General features: G+C 71.5%; 15 protein-coding genes. 1 reads left to right on the top strand and 14 read right to left on the bottom strand.

Features of this window, described 5'->3' with window-relative positions:
- Positions 1 to 23: 23 nt before the first annotated feature.
- From AC3X7R_RS12855 to urtA, 12 genes are all read right to left on the bottom strand, one after another.
- Positions 24 to 929: a 5'-3' exonuclease gene (locus AC3X7R_RS12855; protein WP_489966489.1), complete on the bottom strand. Its 906-nt coding sequence runs from the start codon at positions 927 to 929 to the stop codon at positions 24 to 26.
- A gap of 17 nt (positions 930 to 946) precedes the next feature.
- A complete protein-coding gene (locus tag AC3X7R_RS12850; RefSeq protein WP_489966063.1) occupies positions 947 to 1,636 on the bottom strand; it encodes an urease accessory protein UreD in 690 nt (229 codons plus the stop codon).
- A 118-nt stretch (positions 1,637 to 1,754) separates the two neighbouring features.
- Positions 1,755 to 2,486: an urease accessory protein UreG gene (ureG, locus tag AC3X7R_RS12845; protein WP_489966062.1), complete on the bottom strand. Its 732-nt coding sequence runs from the start codon at positions 2,484 to 2,486 to the stop codon at positions 1,755 to 1,757.
- Positions 2,479 to 3,186, bottom strand: coding sequence for an urease accessory protein UreF (locus AC3X7R_RS12840; protein WP_489966061.1), 708 nt, complete (start codon positions 3,184 to 3,186; stop codon positions 2,479 to 2,481). The genes ureG and AC3X7R_RS12840 overlap by 8 nt, the downstream gene beginning before the upstream one ends.
- A 3-nt stretch (positions 3,187 to 3,189) precedes the next feature.
- The gene (locus AC3X7R_RS12835) at positions 3,190 to 4,893 is read right to left on the bottom strand and encodes an urease subunit alpha (protein ID WP_489966060.1); all 1,704 of its coding nucleotides are present in this window, start codon (positions 4,891 to 4,893) and stop codon (positions 3,190 to 3,192) included.
- Positions 4,886 to 5,224 (bottom strand): urease subunit beta, encoded by a 339-nt coding sequence (gene ureB / locus AC3X7R_RS12830; protein ID WP_489966059.1) that lies wholly within the window; start codon positions 5,222 to 5,224, stop codon positions 4,886 to 4,888. The genes AC3X7R_RS12835 and ureB overlap by 8 nt, the downstream gene beginning before the upstream one ends.
- Before the next feature lie 7 nt (positions 5,225 to 5,231).
- On the bottom strand, positions 5,232 to 5,534 hold the full coding sequence (locus AC3X7R_RS12825) for an urease subunit gamma (RefSeq protein ID WP_489966058.1): 303 nt from the start codon (positions 5,532 to 5,534) through the stop codon (positions 5,232 to 5,234).
- Between the two features lie 3 nt (positions 5,535 to 5,537).
- On the bottom strand, positions 5,538 to 6,221 hold the full coding sequence (locus AC3X7R_RS12820) for an ATP-binding cassette domain-containing protein (protein ID WP_489966057.1): 684 nt from the start codon (positions 6,219 to 6,221) through the stop codon (positions 5,538 to 5,540).
- Positions 6,221 to 6,976 (bottom strand): urea ABC transporter ATP-binding protein UrtD, encoded by a 756-nt coding sequence (gene urtD, locus AC3X7R_RS12815; RefSeq protein WP_489966056.1) that lies wholly within the window; start codon positions 6,974 to 6,976, stop codon positions 6,221 to 6,223. The genes AC3X7R_RS12820 and urtD overlap by 1 nt, the downstream gene beginning before the upstream one ends.
- Positions 6,973 to 8,112: an urea ABC transporter permease subunit UrtC gene (urtC, locus tag AC3X7R_RS12810; protein ID WP_489966055.1), complete on the bottom strand. Its 1,140-nt coding sequence runs from the start codon at positions 8,110 to 8,112 to the stop codon at positions 6,973 to 6,975. The genes urtD and urtC overlap by 4 nt, the downstream gene beginning before the upstream one ends.
- Positions 8,109 to 8,993 carry an urea ABC transporter permease subunit UrtB gene (urtB, locus tag AC3X7R_RS12805; protein WP_489966054.1) on the bottom strand — a complete coding sequence of 295 codons (885 nt, stop codon included), beginning with the start codon at positions 8,991 to 8,993 and terminating at the stop codon, positions 8,109 to 8,111. The genes urtC and urtB overlap by 4 nt, the downstream gene beginning before the upstream one ends.
- 102 nt (positions 8,994 to 9,095) lie before the next feature.
- Positions 9,096 to 10,340: an urea ABC transporter substrate-binding protein gene (gene urtA / locus AC3X7R_RS12800; RefSeq protein ID WP_489966053.1), complete on the bottom strand. Its 1,245-nt coding sequence runs from the start codon at positions 10,338 to 10,340 to the stop codon at positions 9,096 to 9,098.
- Between the two features lie 305 nt (positions 10,341 to 10,645).
- Between urtA and AC3X7R_RS12795 the strand changes: the two genes are divergently transcribed.
- Entirely contained in the window at positions 10,646 to 11,104 is a 459-nt protein-coding gene (locus AC3X7R_RS12795; protein ID WP_489966052.1) for an Lrp/AsnC family transcriptional regulator, read from the top strand.
- A gap of 96 nt (positions 11,105 to 11,200) precedes the next feature.
- Here AC3X7R_RS12795 and AC3X7R_RS12790 read toward each other — a convergent pair whose 3' ends face one another.
- Entirely contained in the window at positions 11,201 to 12,160 is a 960-nt protein-coding gene (locus tag AC3X7R_RS12790; protein ID WP_489966051.1) for a type IV toxin-antitoxin system AbiEi family antitoxin, read from the bottom strand.
- Positions 12,161 to 12,337: 177 nt separating this feature from the next.
- Positions 12,338 to 13,792 (bottom strand): KamA family radical SAM protein, encoded by a 1,455-nt coding sequence (locus AC3X7R_RS12785; RefSeq protein WP_489966050.1) that lies wholly within the window; start codon positions 13,790 to 13,792, stop codon positions 12,338 to 12,340.
- Positions 13,793 to 13,809: the final 17 nt, after the last annotated feature.

Raw genomic sequence — 13,809 nt, 5'->3', positions numbered from 1 at the left:
CCGTCCGGGCGGGCGCCGGCGGGTCAGCGCTCGGAGAGGGCGGTGACGGCTCGGGCGAGGGCTCCCTCGAGGTTCCAGGAGGCCGCCAGAGCGACCACCGCGTCGGGGTCCGCCGGGGTGCGCGGAAGCTCGGTGTCGACCTCGCCGAGATCCAGGTCGCGGACCACGGCGACCACCCGGGGCGCGACGGCGAGGTAGTCCGCGGCATCCTTGATCTTGCGGCGAGGCCCGGGGGCGAGGTCGGCGTCGGGCTCCTCGGCGGCGGCCCGGATGCCCTGGATGTCCCCGAAGCGGCCAAGCAGGGTCGCGGCGGTCTTGTCACCGACGCCCGGCACCCCCGGAAGGCCGTCGGAGGCGTCACCGCGCAGGGTGGCGAAGTCGGCGTACTGGCGGGCGTCCACCCCGTACTTCTCCTGGACCACCGAGTTCGTCACCCGCTCGTGCTTGCCCACGCCCCGGGCGGTGTAGAGCACCCGGACCTCGGCCTCGTCGTCGATCAGCTGGAAGAGGTCCCGGTCACCGGTGACGATGTCGACCGGCATCCCCGCGCCGGTGGCCAGGGTGCCGATCACGTCGTCGGCCTCGTGATGGGCCGCCCCGACCACTGTGATGCCGAGTGCCGCGAGCACCTCGCGGATGATCGGGATCTGTGCCTCGAGCGGGTCCGGGACCTCCTCCACGTCGGGCGACTGCTCGCGCTCGGCCACCACCCGGTGCGCCTTGTAGGTGGGCAGCAGGTCGACCCGCCACTGGGGCCGCCAGTCGTCGTCCCAGCAGCAGACCAGGTCGGTGGGGTGGTAGTCGGTGACCAGGCGGGCGATGAAGTCGAGAAGGCCGCGCACGGCGTTGACGTTCGTGCCGTCGGGCGCCTTGATCTCGGGCACCCCGAAGAACGCGCGGAAGTAGAGCGAGGCGGTGTCCAGCAGCATCAGGCGCTTCGAGTCGGTCACCCGGCCGATCCTGCCAGAGGCGCTGTCCGGCGCTCTCGGTGCTCGTCGGCGAGCCTCACCCAGGTGGGGTCCAGGGACCCTTCGTGGGCGGCTCTCGCGAGCCGCCGGTACAGGAGTCCACCGGCCCCCAGGCGCATCGCCCCGGACTCCTCGTCGTCCGCCGGCCTGGCCTCGGCTGGGTCCCCGAGGGGATGCGGGTGTCGCAGGTCGAGGATCTGGTCGACGACGCGGTGGTGGCCCAGGACGCCCGGCACCTGGGCCGACGGGTCGGCCGTCAGCTGCTCGACGAGGACGGGCAGACCGTCACGGATGACGTGGGTGCTGCTCGTCAGGTGTCCCGGCGCCTCACCGGTGCGGCCGAGCACCAGCGTCTCCCGCCACAGGCACGAGGCGGTGCCCTCGAGCGCCACCGAGGTCGTGCGATCCACCCGGGCTCCTTGGCTGACCACGAACTCGGGCGCCTGCCACACCAGCGCCCCTCCCGCGCGGATGCGCACGTCCACCTCCCAGGTCGCGCCCTGGCCGTCCATGTCGTAGGCCACGGTGCCGGCAGGCTCGGTGATCTCCAGCAGGCACCGGGGGCCGACCTCCACCTCGAGCCGCACCCGGTCCCCGGCCAGCAGCAGCGCCGTGGTCGGGACGAGAGCCACGTGGACCCGGGCCACGTCGCGGTCCAGGACCGCCACCCGGAAGAGGCCACCGCCCATCCGGACCGAGGCCCGCCCACGACCCCCGGCCTCCCCGCGGGTGTCCGCGAACGCAGCCAGGCGGGTCGTCTGGGGAGCGGACCGGCTCAGGAGGCGCTCAGACGGGGGAGGCGGCACGGGGCTGGTCGTGGTCGTGGGTGTGGTGGTGGGCGTCGTCGTGAGGGTGGGAGTGGGCTGCCATCGGACCGGGGTCCTGCGGTTCAAGCACCCCGGTCCGCAGTCGCGCCAGCTGGGCCAGCACCCAGGCGGTCACGGCCGAGACAGACTCCGCGTCGTGCCTGGAGAGGGCCACCACGGGGCTGCCGCGCCGGGCCTCCAGAGCGTCGGAGACCATCCGCCCCAGGTCGACGCCCACGTGCGGGGCGAGATCGGTCTTGTTGACGACCAGCAGGTCGGCGCGCTCGATGCCGGGACCTCCCTTGCGGGCGACGTCGCCGCCGCCGGCCACGTCGAGCACGAAGATCTGGACGTCGACCAGGGCGGGGGAGAAGGTCGCGGTGAGGTTGTCCCCGCCGGACTCGACCAGCACGAGGTCGAGCGGGGCGAACCGCGCCTCCAGGTCCTCCACCGTCGTCAGGTTCGCGCTGATGTCGTCGCGGATCGCGGTGTGCGGGCAGGCTCCCGTCTCCACCCCGACGATCCGCTCGGGGTCGAGCACGCCGGCGGATCGCAGGAAGCGGGCGTCCTCGTCGGTGTAGATGTCGTTGGTGACCACCGCGAGCGCGTGGGTCCCGGCCAGCTCCCGGCAGAGCATGGCGATCAGGGAGCTCTTGCCGGTCCCCACCGGGCCGCACACGCCGAGTCTCAGGGTCTTGCGGGGCTCAGGCACGGAACAACCTCCTGGTGGTGCGGGAGTGGGCCTGTGCCCACTCCTCGATCTGGGGGGCGCTGCTGGACGGGATGTCGGCAGCCTCGGTCAGGCCGGCCACGGAACTGACCAGGGCGTCCACGGCCGGCAGCAGCTCCCACGTCCACGCGACGCTCTGCAGCGGGTCGCCGGGTGAGAGCTTGAGACCGGCGGCGATCACGGTCTGCACGTCGTCGTAGCCGACCACCCGGGCCAGGTCGGCCGACGCCACCCCGCCGGCCACGGCGAGGGCGCCGAGGACGAGGGGGCGGGCGGTCGGCACCGACCACGGGGTCAGCACCGGGTGGTCCGGCCACACCCGCTGGGCGAGTCGGAGCAGCCCGCGTCCCAACTCGAGCGCCGTCGCCCGCTGGGCCTCGGCGGGCGTGCGCGCCGCCCAGTGCGCGTGCACGGCCGTCAGGTCCCCGCCGTGACGCAGGGCGTGCGCCGCGACGACGGCCGTGGCCGCCTCCGTCAGGACGACGGTCGCCAGCCGGGTCCGGCAGTAGCCGGGCACCGCTTCCGGGCTCATCCCGTGGTTCAGCGCCGGCTCGAGGCCCCCTGACTGGGTGTGCCCCCCGACCGGGAGCCGGGCGTCGGCCAGCAGCAGGGAGACGGTCGCGGAGGTCGGGGAGACGGTGCCTACGGCGCCCGGGGAACGGGGCGGGAGGATGGGGTCCATGGCTCAGAACAGGGAGTAGAGCTGGGCCAGGGGGAGCCGCTCGGCGGGCGCGGGCTCCACCCGCTCGCCGTCCACGTCGATCGCGAAGGTCTCGGGATCGATGTCGATGCGGGGACGCACGTCGTTGTTCACCATCTCGGCCTTGCCCACGCCACGGGTGTCAGCGATCCCGACCAGCCTGCGGGAGAGGCCGAGCCGCCCCTTCAGCCCGTCGGCGAGCGCCGCCGGCGAGACGAACGTGACCGCGTGGTCGCTCCCGTCACCGTCCACGAGCGTGGGTCGTAGCAGCACGGGCTGCGGCGTGGGGATGGAGGCGTTGGGGTCGCCCAGGGCGGCCCTGACCAGCGCCCCGCCCTTGATGACGAGCTCGGGCCGGATGCCGAAGAACCGGGGGTCCCAGAGGACGAGGTCGGCCATCTTCCCGACCTCGACGGAGCCCACCTCGGAGTCGATCCCGTGGGCGATCGCCGGGTTGATGGTGTACTTGGCGACGTAGCGGCGCGCCCGCTCGTTGTCAGCCGGCATCGACTCCCCGAGGCTCCCGCGCCGCAGCTTCATCACGTGGGCCACCTGCCAGGTGCGACAGACGACCTCCCCGATCCGCCCCATCGCCTGAGCGTCGCTGGAGGTGATCGACATGGCCCCCATGTCGTGCAGGACGTCCTCCGCGGCGATGGTGGTCGCCCGGATCCGGGACTCCGCGAAGGCCAGGTCCTCCGGGACGCGCGGGTTGAGGTGGTGGCAGACCATCAGCATGTCGAGGTGCTCGGCCACGGTGTTGACGGTGTGGGGCAGCGTCGGGTTGGTCGAACCGGGGATCACGTGGGGGAGTGAGGCGACCTTCATGATGTCGGGGGCGTGGCCCCCGCCGGCGCCCTCGGCGTGGAAGGCGTGGATGCCGCGGCCGTCGATCGCGGCGAGGGTGGACTCCAGGAAGCCGGCCTCGTTGAGGCTGTCGGAGTGGAGGGTGACCTGCAGGCCGTGCTCCTCGGCGGCCCGCAGCGCGGCGTCGATCGCCGCCGGGGTGGAGCCCCAGTCCTCGTGCACCTTGTAGGCCGCCGCACCGCCGAGCGCCTGCTCCCGCAGCCCCGCGGCACTGACGGTGTTGCCCTTCCCCATCAGCAGCACGTTGACCGGCAGCCGGTCCAGCGCGCGGTGGACCGTGCGCAGGTGCCAGGACCCGGGGGTCACGGTGGTGGCCTTGGACCCTTCCGAGGGACCGGTGCCGCCGCCCCCCACCGTGGTCGTGCCGGTGGCCAGCGCCTCGTGCACCTGGGAGGTGGAGAGGAAGTGGACGTGGACGTCGACCGCGCCCGCGGTGAGGATCCTCCCCTCGCCGGAGACGATGTCGGTGGAGGGCCCGATCACCAGGTCGGGGTGGACTCCGTCGGCGATGTCGGGGTTCCCGGCCCGGCCCAGGGCGACGATCCGGCCGTCCCGGATCCCCACGTCGGCCCGCACCACGCCCCAGTGGTCGAGGACCACGACGTTGGTGATCACCGTGTCGGGCACCCCCGTGGCCCGACTCCGGGTGGATTGCGCCATCGACTCCCGGATCGACTTCCCGCCGCCGAAGACCGCCTCCTCACCGCCGAAGGTGAGGTCGCGCTCGACCTCGATCCACAGGTCGGTGTCGCCGAGCCGCAGCTGGTCGCCGGTGGTCGGGCCGTAGAGGGCGGCGTACTGGGCCCGGCTGATCTCAACCATCGAGTGCGCCGCCGTCCTTGCCCCGCTGGAGGCCCGGCACGATCCGCAGGCCGCGCAGGGCCACCAGGTCGACCGAGCGGGACGCCCCGGGCTCGAAGCGTCGCGAGGTCCCCGAGGGGATGTCGAGCCGGAACCCGTGGGCGGCCTCCCGGTCGAACTCCAGGGCGGCGTTGGCGTCGGGCAGGTGGAGGTGGGACCCGATCTGCACCGGCCGGTCGCCGGTGTTGAGGACGACCAGGCTCAGCCGCTCGTCGGCTCCGCGGTCCGCGTTGAGCACGACCGTCCCGGCCGCGGGGCGCAGGGCCCCGGGGCCCTCTGCTGATGTCGACATGACTCTCCTAGCTGATCGGGTCGTGCAGCGTGACGAGCTTGCGGCCGTCGGGGAAGGTCGCCTCGACCTGGACGTCGTGGAGCATCTCGGCGACGCCGGGCATGACCTGGTCGCGGGTCAGGACGTCGCGGCCCGCGGCCATCAGGTCGGCCACCGACCGGCCCTCACGAGCTCTCTCCAGCACCCAGGTGGCCAGCAGTGCCACGGCCTCGGGATGGTTGAGCAGGACCCCCCGGGCGAGCCGGTCGCGGGCGACCATGCCCGCCACGGAGAGCAGGAGCTTCTCGGTGTCGGCAGGTGTCAGGTGCACGGGTCAGACCGCCATGACCGAGCGCACGTCGTCCGCCGCCTCGAGGCCGGCCGCCCCGTGCGCCACCATCCGCCCGCTGGCCAGGACGTAGTAGTCCTGGGTGGCGCGCAGGGCGAAGCCCACGTGCTGCTCGACGAGGAGGACCGAGAGGTCGCCCCGGGTGGTCAGGTCGATGATGACCCGTTCGATCTCGGCGACCACGTTGGGCTGGATGCCCTCGGTCGGCTCGTCGAGGATGAGCATCCTGGGCCGGGTCAGCAGCGTGCGGGCGATCGAGAGCTGCTGGCGCTGGCCGCCTGAGAGCAGGCCCGCGCGCCGCGACAGCAGCCCGGTCAGGGCAGGGAAGGTGTCCAGCACCTCGTCGATGGCCGCGCGGTCGCGCCCGGCCACCAGCTGCAGGTTCTCCAGGGTGGTCATCTGACCGAAGGACTGCTGACCCTGCGGCACGTAGCCGATGCCCCGGCGTACCCGCTGGTGGGGACGGAGGCGGGTGACGTCCTCCCCGTCGAGGAGGACCTGGCCGGAGCGGACGGGGAGGAGCCCCACCGCCGCCCGCAGCAGCGAGGTCTTGCCGGCACCGTTGTGGCCGATCACCGAGGCGGCGCCTCCGGTCGGCACGCTCACCGAGACCCCGTGCAGCACCTCGGTCCGGCCGTAGGCCGCGACCACGTCCTTGAGCTCGAGCATCACGCTGCTCCTTCCACGGTGTGGCCGAGGTAGACGCGCTGGACCTCGGGGTTGGCGCGGATCTCCGCGACGGTGCCGTGGGCCAGCACCCGTCCTCCGCTCATCACGGTGACGACGTCGGCGAAGTCCCGGACGAAGTCCATGTCGTGCTCGATCACCACGATGGTGCGTTCCTTGCCGATGCGGTGCAGCAGCTCACCGGTCGCCTTGCGCTCCTCGGCGGACATCCCGGCGACCGGCTCGTCGAGCAGCATCACCCGGGCGTCCTGCACCAGCAGCATCCCGATCTCGAGCCACTGCTTCTGACCGTGGGAGAGCACGCCGGCTGGTCGGTCCGCGAGCTCGGTGAGGCCGATCGTCTCCAGGGCGGAGTGGACGAACTCGGGGACCTCGCGGCGCCGCCGAAGCAGCGAGCGGGTGCGCCGGTGCACGCCGCCGGCGATGTCGAGGTTCTGCAGGACCGTCAGCTCCTCGAAGACCGTCGCGGTCTGGAAGGTCCGCCCGACACCGAGCCGGACGATCGCGTGCGACGGCTTGTCGAGGAGGTTCTGGTTGTCGTACGACGCCAGCCCGGTGGCCTTGACCAGGCCGGTCAGCGCGTCGACCACCGTGGTCTTGCCGGCCCCGTTGGGACCGATCAGGAAGTGGACCTGCCCCTGGAGGAGGGTCAGGTCGACCCCGTCGACGGCCACGAAGCCGTCGAACTCGACCCTGATGCCGCGGACCTCCAGGTAGTCGCGCCTGCTGGTGCTCATGCCCTGACCTCCTGGGGGGCGTCGTCGGTGCTCTCGGGTGTCTGCCCGGAGGACTCGCGTGCCTCGCCCTTCGCGAGCCTCCGGCGCCCGGTCGGGCCCGGCCGTCCCCGCAGCGCGCCGGCCCGGGAGAGGAGCTGGGCCAGGCCGCCGGGGAGCAGCAGCACCACGAGGATGAAGAGGCCCCCCTGGAAGTAGGACCACGACCCGGGGAACGACTCCGACAGCGTGGTCTCGGCGTAGCCCACGAGCAGCGCGCCCAGCGCGGGACCCATCAGCGAGGCACGCCCCCCGAGAGCCACCCCGGCCACCAGCGCGATCGAGGCACCGACGCCGACGTCCTCGGGGGAGATGATCCCCACGATGGGCACGAAGAGGGCACCGCCGACGCTGGCCAGCACCGCGGCCACCACGTAGGCGACCAGCTTGACGTTGGCCGGGTCGTGTCCGAGGAAGCGGACCCGCTCCTCGGCGTCCCGGGTGGCGACCAGGAGCTCACCGAAGCGGCTCCGGTAGAGCTGGCTCATCAGCGCGACCGCGGCGAGCAGCGTCCCGGCCGCCAGGAAGTAGAGCATCCGCTTGTTGACCGGGTCGTAGAGGGAGTAGCCGAAGAAGCTCTGGAAGTTGTTGAGGCCGTTGAAGCCGCCGGTGGTCTTGACCTGGCCGATGAGCAGGATGGCGAAGGCGGCGGTGAGGGCTTGGGAGAGGATCGCGAAGTAGGCGCCCTTGACCCGGCGCTTGAAGATCGCGGCGCCCAGCACCCCGGCCACCACCACCGGCAGCAGCACGATGGCCAGCAGGGTGACGGCCGGGCTCCGGAACGGCTCCCACCACCACGGCATCTCGCCACCGGCGTAGAGCACCATGAAGTCGGGCACGTTGCCCGGTCCCGCGTCGGTCAGCTTCAGGTGCATCGCCATCGCGTAGGCGCCGAGCCCGAAGTAGAGGCCCTGGCCCAGGACGAGCATCCCGCCGCGTCCCCAGGCGAGGCCGATCCCGACGGCGGCGATCGCGTAGCAGCAGTACTTGGCCAGCAGGCCCAGCCGGAAGTCGCTGAGCAGGGCGGGGGCCAGACCCAGCAGGGCCCCGGCCAGCGCGGCCCAGGCCAGCAGCGTGAGTAGCCTCGTCCGGCGGCTCATGCCAGGCTCCTCGTCCGCACCGCGAAGATCCCCTGCGGGCGCACCTGCAGGAAGACCACGATGGCCAGGAAGACCACGACCTTGGCGATGCTGCCCGAGGTGGCGTACTCGAGGAACGCCTGGAGGACGCCGATCGAGAACGCCGCGATCACCGTCCCCTTGAGCTGTCCGATGCCGCCGACCACGACGACCAGGAAGGCCTCCACGATGTAGGAGGCCCCGATGGTGGGACCGGTGGAGCCCAGCAGGGTGAGCGCGACACCCGCCACGCCGGCGAGCCCGGAGCCGAGGAAGAAGGTGATGCGGTCGGTGCGCCGCGTCGAGATGCCGAGCGTCTCGGCCAGGTCGCGGTTGTCGACGGTGGCGCGGACCTGGCGGCCCAGCGCGGTGCGCTTCAGGACCGCCAGGACGGCGAGCAGGCAGCCCACCGAGAGGAGGAGCAGGAAGAGGCGCGTCATCGGGAAGTCGTAGCCGAGGACGGGCACGGAGCCGCCGAGCCAGGAGGGCGCCGGGACGTCCTTGGCGGGGGCGCCGAAGATGTCGCGGGCGACCTGCTGCAGGACCAGGCCGACGCCGTAGGTGACGAGCAGGGTGTCGAGCGGGCGGTGGTACATCCAGCGGATGACCCCCGCCTCCAGGACGACCCCGAGGAGCCCGCCGACCAGGAACCCGACCGGGAGGGCCACCAGCAGGCCGAGCCCGGCGTCGCCGATCAGCACGTTGATCACGTAGGCGGTGTAGGCCCCGGCCATCAGGAACTCGCCGTGGGCCATGTTGATGACGCCCATCTGCCCGAACGTGAGTGTCAGGCCGACGGCGATGAGCAGCAGGACCGCACCGGCCGAGAGGCCGGTGAAGACCTGGGAAAGGAACACCTCCACGAGACGTGCCTCCTCTTCAGGAGCCGAAGGCTCCGGTCGTCGGGACGGGGTGCCGGGGCGCGGACCGGTGGTCCGCGCCCCGGCCGGGGGGGCCTCAGGCCCTCACTCGCCCTCCCACCAGGAGTAGCCCTCGAGGAACGGGTCCGGCTCGATCGGGCCGTCGGAGCTCCAGACCGTCTCGATCAGGCCGTCCTTGCGGATCTGTCCGACCAGGGCGGTCTTGGCGATGTGGTGGTTGTCGCCGTTGACGGTGACGGTGCCCTCGGGTGCCTCGTAGCTCACGCCGCCGGCGGCCTCGACGACGTCGTCGACCGCGAAGGAGTCGGCCTTCTCGACCATCCCCTTCCACAGGTGGAGGGAGGTGTAGGCGGCCTCCATCGGGTCGGAGGTGACGGCCTCGGCGCCGTTGGCCTCCTTGAACGCCGTGACGAACTCCTCGTTCACCGGGGTGTCGATGGTCTGGTAGTAGTTCCACGCGGTGTACTGGCCGACCAGGTTGTCGACGCCGACGCCCGGGACCTCCTCCTCGGCGATCGAGACCGAGACCACCGGCATCGCCTCGGCGGTCAGTCCCTTGCCCTTGTACTCCTTGAAGAACGCCACGTTGGAGTCCCCGTTGAGCGTGTTGAAGACGGCGTCCGCGCCGGCGGACTTCACCTTGTCGACCACCGTGCCGAAGCTGGTGGAGCCGAGCGGCTGGTACTCCTCCCCGAGGACCTCGATGTCGTGCTCCTCGGCGTACGCCTTGATGATCGCGTTCGCCGTCCGCGGGAAGACGTAGTCGGAGCCCACCAGGAAGATGGACTTGATCCCCTTCTCGTCCTTGAGGTAGTCGAGGCCGGGGATGATCTGCTGGTTGGTCGTGGCTCCGGTGTAGAAGATGTTCTTGGAGGCCTCGAGCCCCTCGTACTGGACCGGGTAGAAGAGCAGCGCGTTCTTGCCCTCGAAGACCGGCAGCATCGCCTTGCGCGAGCTGGAGGTCCATCCGCCGAAGACCGCCGCCACGCAGTCCTGGTCGATCAGCTTGGTCGCCTTCTCGGCGAAGACCGTCGGCTCGGACTGCCCGTCCTCACTGACGATCTCCAGCTTCTTGCCCAGGACGCCACCGTCGGCGTTGATCTCGTCGGCGGCCATCGAGAGCGACTTGAAGACCGTCGTCTCGCTGATCGCCATGGTGCCCGAGAGCGAGTTGAGGAACCCGATCTTGATGCTGTCACCGTCGGTCTTGACGCAGGAGTCGCCGGCCTCGGCGGTCTCGCCGGCCTTGGCGCCACAGCCGGCCAGGGCGCCGGCCAGGGCGACCGCGCTGAGCGCGGCGGTGATGGTGCGGGGGGTTCTGGAGTTCACGGCGTACGACCCTCTCGTCGGACTGCCCGGCGCTGACCGACGGGCATGGATTCCGGGAGCACCAGCCGTACTTCCGGAAAGGGGTGCCCCTGGGGGACGTGGTCGATTTTCGTGAGGCCGTGTTTCGTCCCGTGGCGCCCCGCGTGTCACGCCCGTAACAGCGCGTTTCCGGTTGAGGTCGCGTCCAGAGGGTGTGGAACCGTCGCCGCAGGGCCGGTGCGGTGCGATAGAGGTGGGCATGCAGCGGCGGGTGCCACGTGCTGAACACCTGCCTCGACCCGATGGCATTCCCCTAGGGTCGGCGCGTGAACACCTCGGAGGTCGAGTCCACCGACCGCAAGATCCTCAGTCTGCTGGCGGCCGACGGCCGGATGTCCTACACCGATCTGGGGAAGGCCACCGGTCTCTCCACCTCAGCCGTCCACCAGCGGGTGAAGAGGCTCGAGCAGCGCGGCCTCATCCTGGGCTACGGGGCGACGGTCGACCACCAGCAGCTGGGCCGCCCCTTGACGGCGTTCATCTCCATCACGCCGCTCGACCCCACCCAGCCCGACGACTACCCGGACCGGGTCGCGGGGATCGGCGCCGTGGAGTCGTGCTGGTCGGTGGCGGGGGACGAGTCCTACATCCTCAAGGTGCGCGTCGGCACGCCCGCCGACCTCGAGGAGCTGCTCGCCCGGATCCGCGCCGCGGCCAACGTCAGCACCCGCACCACCATCGTGCTCTCCACGCCGTACGAGAACCGCCCCCTCGCGGGGGAGTAGGGGCGCTGCTGCCGTGGATCCCCGCTCAACCGGGGATCCACAGGGTTCGTGGCGCATGCATGCCCCACGAACCCCGTGGAAGCCCCACCAGGCGCGTCAGTCGACGCGACCGGCAGGGGCTCGACGGGCTAGTACCTGACGGATCCGGGAAGCCAGATCGGCGGGGTGGTCCAGGTCCGTCCACCGGATGCGCACGCAGGTCCAGCCGGTGAGCTGGCAGATCCGTTCCTCCCGGTGCTTCTCCCGTAGGAGGTAGTCCTCGAGCGACTCGCCGGGGCGCCGATGGTCGCGATACTTCGCCAGGCCGTCGAACTCCAGGAAGACCTCGTGCTCCGGGAGGGCGAAGTCCACGCGGGCGACGAAGCGGCCGGTGGAGTCCCGGATCTCGTACTGCGGAACCGGTCGGGGTAGGTGGTGGGCCCACAAGAAGTACGCCGTCCGTGTCTCGCCCGGCGACTCCAGCCGAGGATCGGCCAGTCGGGTCACCAGGTTGGCGTTGAGGGTGGAGGGCCAGAACCGGTGTTCGTGGGCCAGGGCGGCGATCTCCGCCGGTTTGGCCAGTCCGGCGTGCAGCAGGCCGTTGACCGTCACCAGAGCCTGTTCCACAGAGGCGAGGGTGATGATCTCGACGGCACAGCGGGCGGGTGAGCTGACCGGGACGCCGTTCACCGTGGATGACTGCGAGGCGGGCATGGCGCCTCTGTGGTGCACGACGCCAGCCTCGCGCCGACCGCCGGCGCCGTCCGTCCGGGTGACGTGCACGTGCTCGAGAGGCATGCCCCACACCGGCGCGCCCCACTCCAGGGCGGCCGTCACGTGGGTCAGCACAGCGGTCTCGTGTGCGGTCCGCAGCACCGCTCGCGCACGCAGTCGGTACTGGTCGACGTCGGAGAGGGAGCGCCACACCTCGCCCTCGACATAGGCGCCTCGGCGCACGCGGTGCCAGACACCGGAGCGCACCAGGGAGCGGATGTGGGTGTCGGTGTAGCCCTGCGCGAGCGCGTCTCTGCGCAGCACCACGAGGTCGGTCAGGTCAACGAGCTGGGGGAGCGCCATGCCGCCAGCCTGGTGCCGCTGCGCCGGTCACCACGGGGAGATGCTGCGGGTTGTGGAGGAGGGCGAGTGTCGGCTGGTCTGTGGAGAAGGGGTGGCACGGTCTTCATGGGGTTCGTGGGGCAAACAGAGGCCACGAACCCTGTGGTTCCCCGCCTGTGCGGGGATCCACAGCCCCGCTCAGCGGGCCTGGAGGGCCGCGGTGCGCCGCGACGCCTCGGCGACCTCGGCCGCCCGCAGGCTGCTCTCCTCGAGGCGTCCGTGCTCCTCCCACCACTGCTGCCCCGTGGGCGGGAGCGTGTGGATCGGGTCGTAGTACTCGTAGTGTCGGGAGAGGGCCTCGGGGTCGGAGGCCTCGATCGACGTCCGGTAGTTCTTCGTCCAGGAGGAGATGCCGCGCTCGGTGTCGTAGTCGGCGAGCTGGTGCACCCAGCGCTTCCCCACGAAGGGGACGTCGCAGACGATCCGCGGGGTGGCGAAGCCGGGCAGGTAGCCCATCAGGTGGTGCTGGAGGCGCTGGGCCTCGGCGACGGAGACCCGCCAGTGCTCCGAGAACGGGATCATGTCGCACAGGTAGAAGTAGTACGGCGTGACCTGGGCACCGTCGAGCAGCCGGAAGCAGAGGTCGAGCAGGGTGTGCGGGTCGGCGTTGACGCCGTTGAGGAGCACGCCCTGGTTGCGCACGTCGCGCAGCCCCGCGTCGAGCATGGCGCGCGAGGCGTCGGCCACCAGCGGGGTGATCGAGCTCGCGTGGTTCGCGTGCGTGTGCATCGCCAGCGAGACCCCACGAGAGCGCGCCAGCCCCGCTACCCGGGCGACGCCCTCGACGACGTCGGGTTGGAGCCAGTGCTGGGGCAGGCCGATGAGCGCCTTGGTGGCGAGCCGGATGTCGCGGATGTTCTCGATCGCCAGCAGCTCGGTGAGGAAGGACTCCAGGCGCGGCCACGGCATGTTGGCCACGTCGCCGCCGGAGACGACGACATCGCGCACCTGAGGAGTGCGGCGGAGGTAGTCGAGCATGTCCGCGAGGCGGTCGTTCGGCTTGGCCACGAACTTGAGCTTCTCGATCACGGGGGTGGAGTTGCCGACCAGGTCCATCCGGGTGCAGTGGCCGCAGTACTGCGGACAGGTGGGGAGCAGCTCGGCGAGCACCTTGGTGGGGTAGCGGTGGGTCAGCCCCTCGGTGGCCCACATGTCGTGCTCGTGCAGCGAGTCCCGGGACGCGTGCGGGTGCGAGGGCCAGTCGGTGCGCCGGTCGGAGAAGAGCGGGAGCATGTAGCGGCGCACCGGGTCGGCGTAGAACGCCTCGGTGAGCGAGCCCGGGCCGGCGGGCGCCGAGTCGGGCACCATCGTGTTCATCATCTGCGGCGGGACCAGCATCGACATGGTCGCCCGCTCGGCCTGGTCGCGCTCGAGGTCGGCGTAGAGCCGGTCGTCGAGCAGGTCGCCCATCAGCTCGCGCAGCTGGCGGACGCTCTTCACGCAGTGGGCCCGCTGCCACTGGACGGACCCCCACTCCGCGGCGGTCACCGAGGACCATCCCGGGAAGCGGGTCCAGTCCGGCTCCACCAGCTCGGCGCGGCGGTAGAGGTACGGCTGAGCGGCGCTGGGGACGACCGTGGTCTCGATGCTCATGGCCCTCCTCGGGCGAC

It is taken from the genome of Nocardioides sp. Z22_16 (genome assembly GCF_058134365.1).
The sequence above is the reverse complement of the archived record's forward strand: the minus strand, read 5'-3'. Positions and strand labels throughout refer to the sequence as shown.

What these genes read in the sequence shown, in the direction of transcription:
- AC3X7R_RS12785 (WP_489966050.1), bottom strand. Translation starts at nt 13,792, where the DNA reads ATGAGCATCGAGACCACGGTCGTCCCCAGCGCCGCTCAGCCGTACCTC.
- AC3X7R_RS12840 (WP_489966061.1), bottom strand. Translation starts at nt 3,186, where the DNA reads ATGGACCCCATCCTCCCGCCCCGTTCCCCGGGCGCCGTAGGCACCGTC.
- AC3X7R_RS12790 (WP_489966051.1), bottom strand. Translation starts at nt 12,160, where the DNA reads ATGGCGCTCCCCCAGCTCGTTGACCTGACCGACCTCGTGGTGCTGCGC.
- urtD (WP_489966056.1), bottom strand. Translation starts at nt 6,976, where the DNA reads ATGAGCACCAGCAGGCGCGACTACCTGGAGGTCCGCGGCATCAGGGTC.
- AC3X7R_RS12835 (WP_489966060.1), bottom strand. Translation starts at nt 4,893, where the DNA reads ATGGTTGAGATCAGCCGGGCCCAGTACGCCGCCCTCTACGGCCCGACC.
- AC3X7R_RS12855 (WP_489966489.1), bottom strand. Translation starts at nt 929, where the DNA reads ATGCTGCTGGACACCGCCTCGCTCTACTTCCGCGCGTTCTTCGGGGTG.
- urtC (WP_489966055.1), bottom strand. Translation starts at nt 8,112, where the DNA reads ATGAGCCGCCGGACGAGGCTACTCACGCTGCTGGCCTGGGCCGCGCTG.
- AC3X7R_RS12820 (WP_489966057.1), bottom strand. Translation starts at nt 6,221, where the DNA reads ATGCTCGAGCTCAAGGACGTGGTCGCGGCCTACGGCCGGACCGAGGTG.
- ureB (WP_489966059.1), bottom strand. Translation starts at nt 5,224, where the DNA reads ATGTCGACATCAGCAGAGGGCCCCGGGGCCCTGCGCCCCGCGGCCGGG.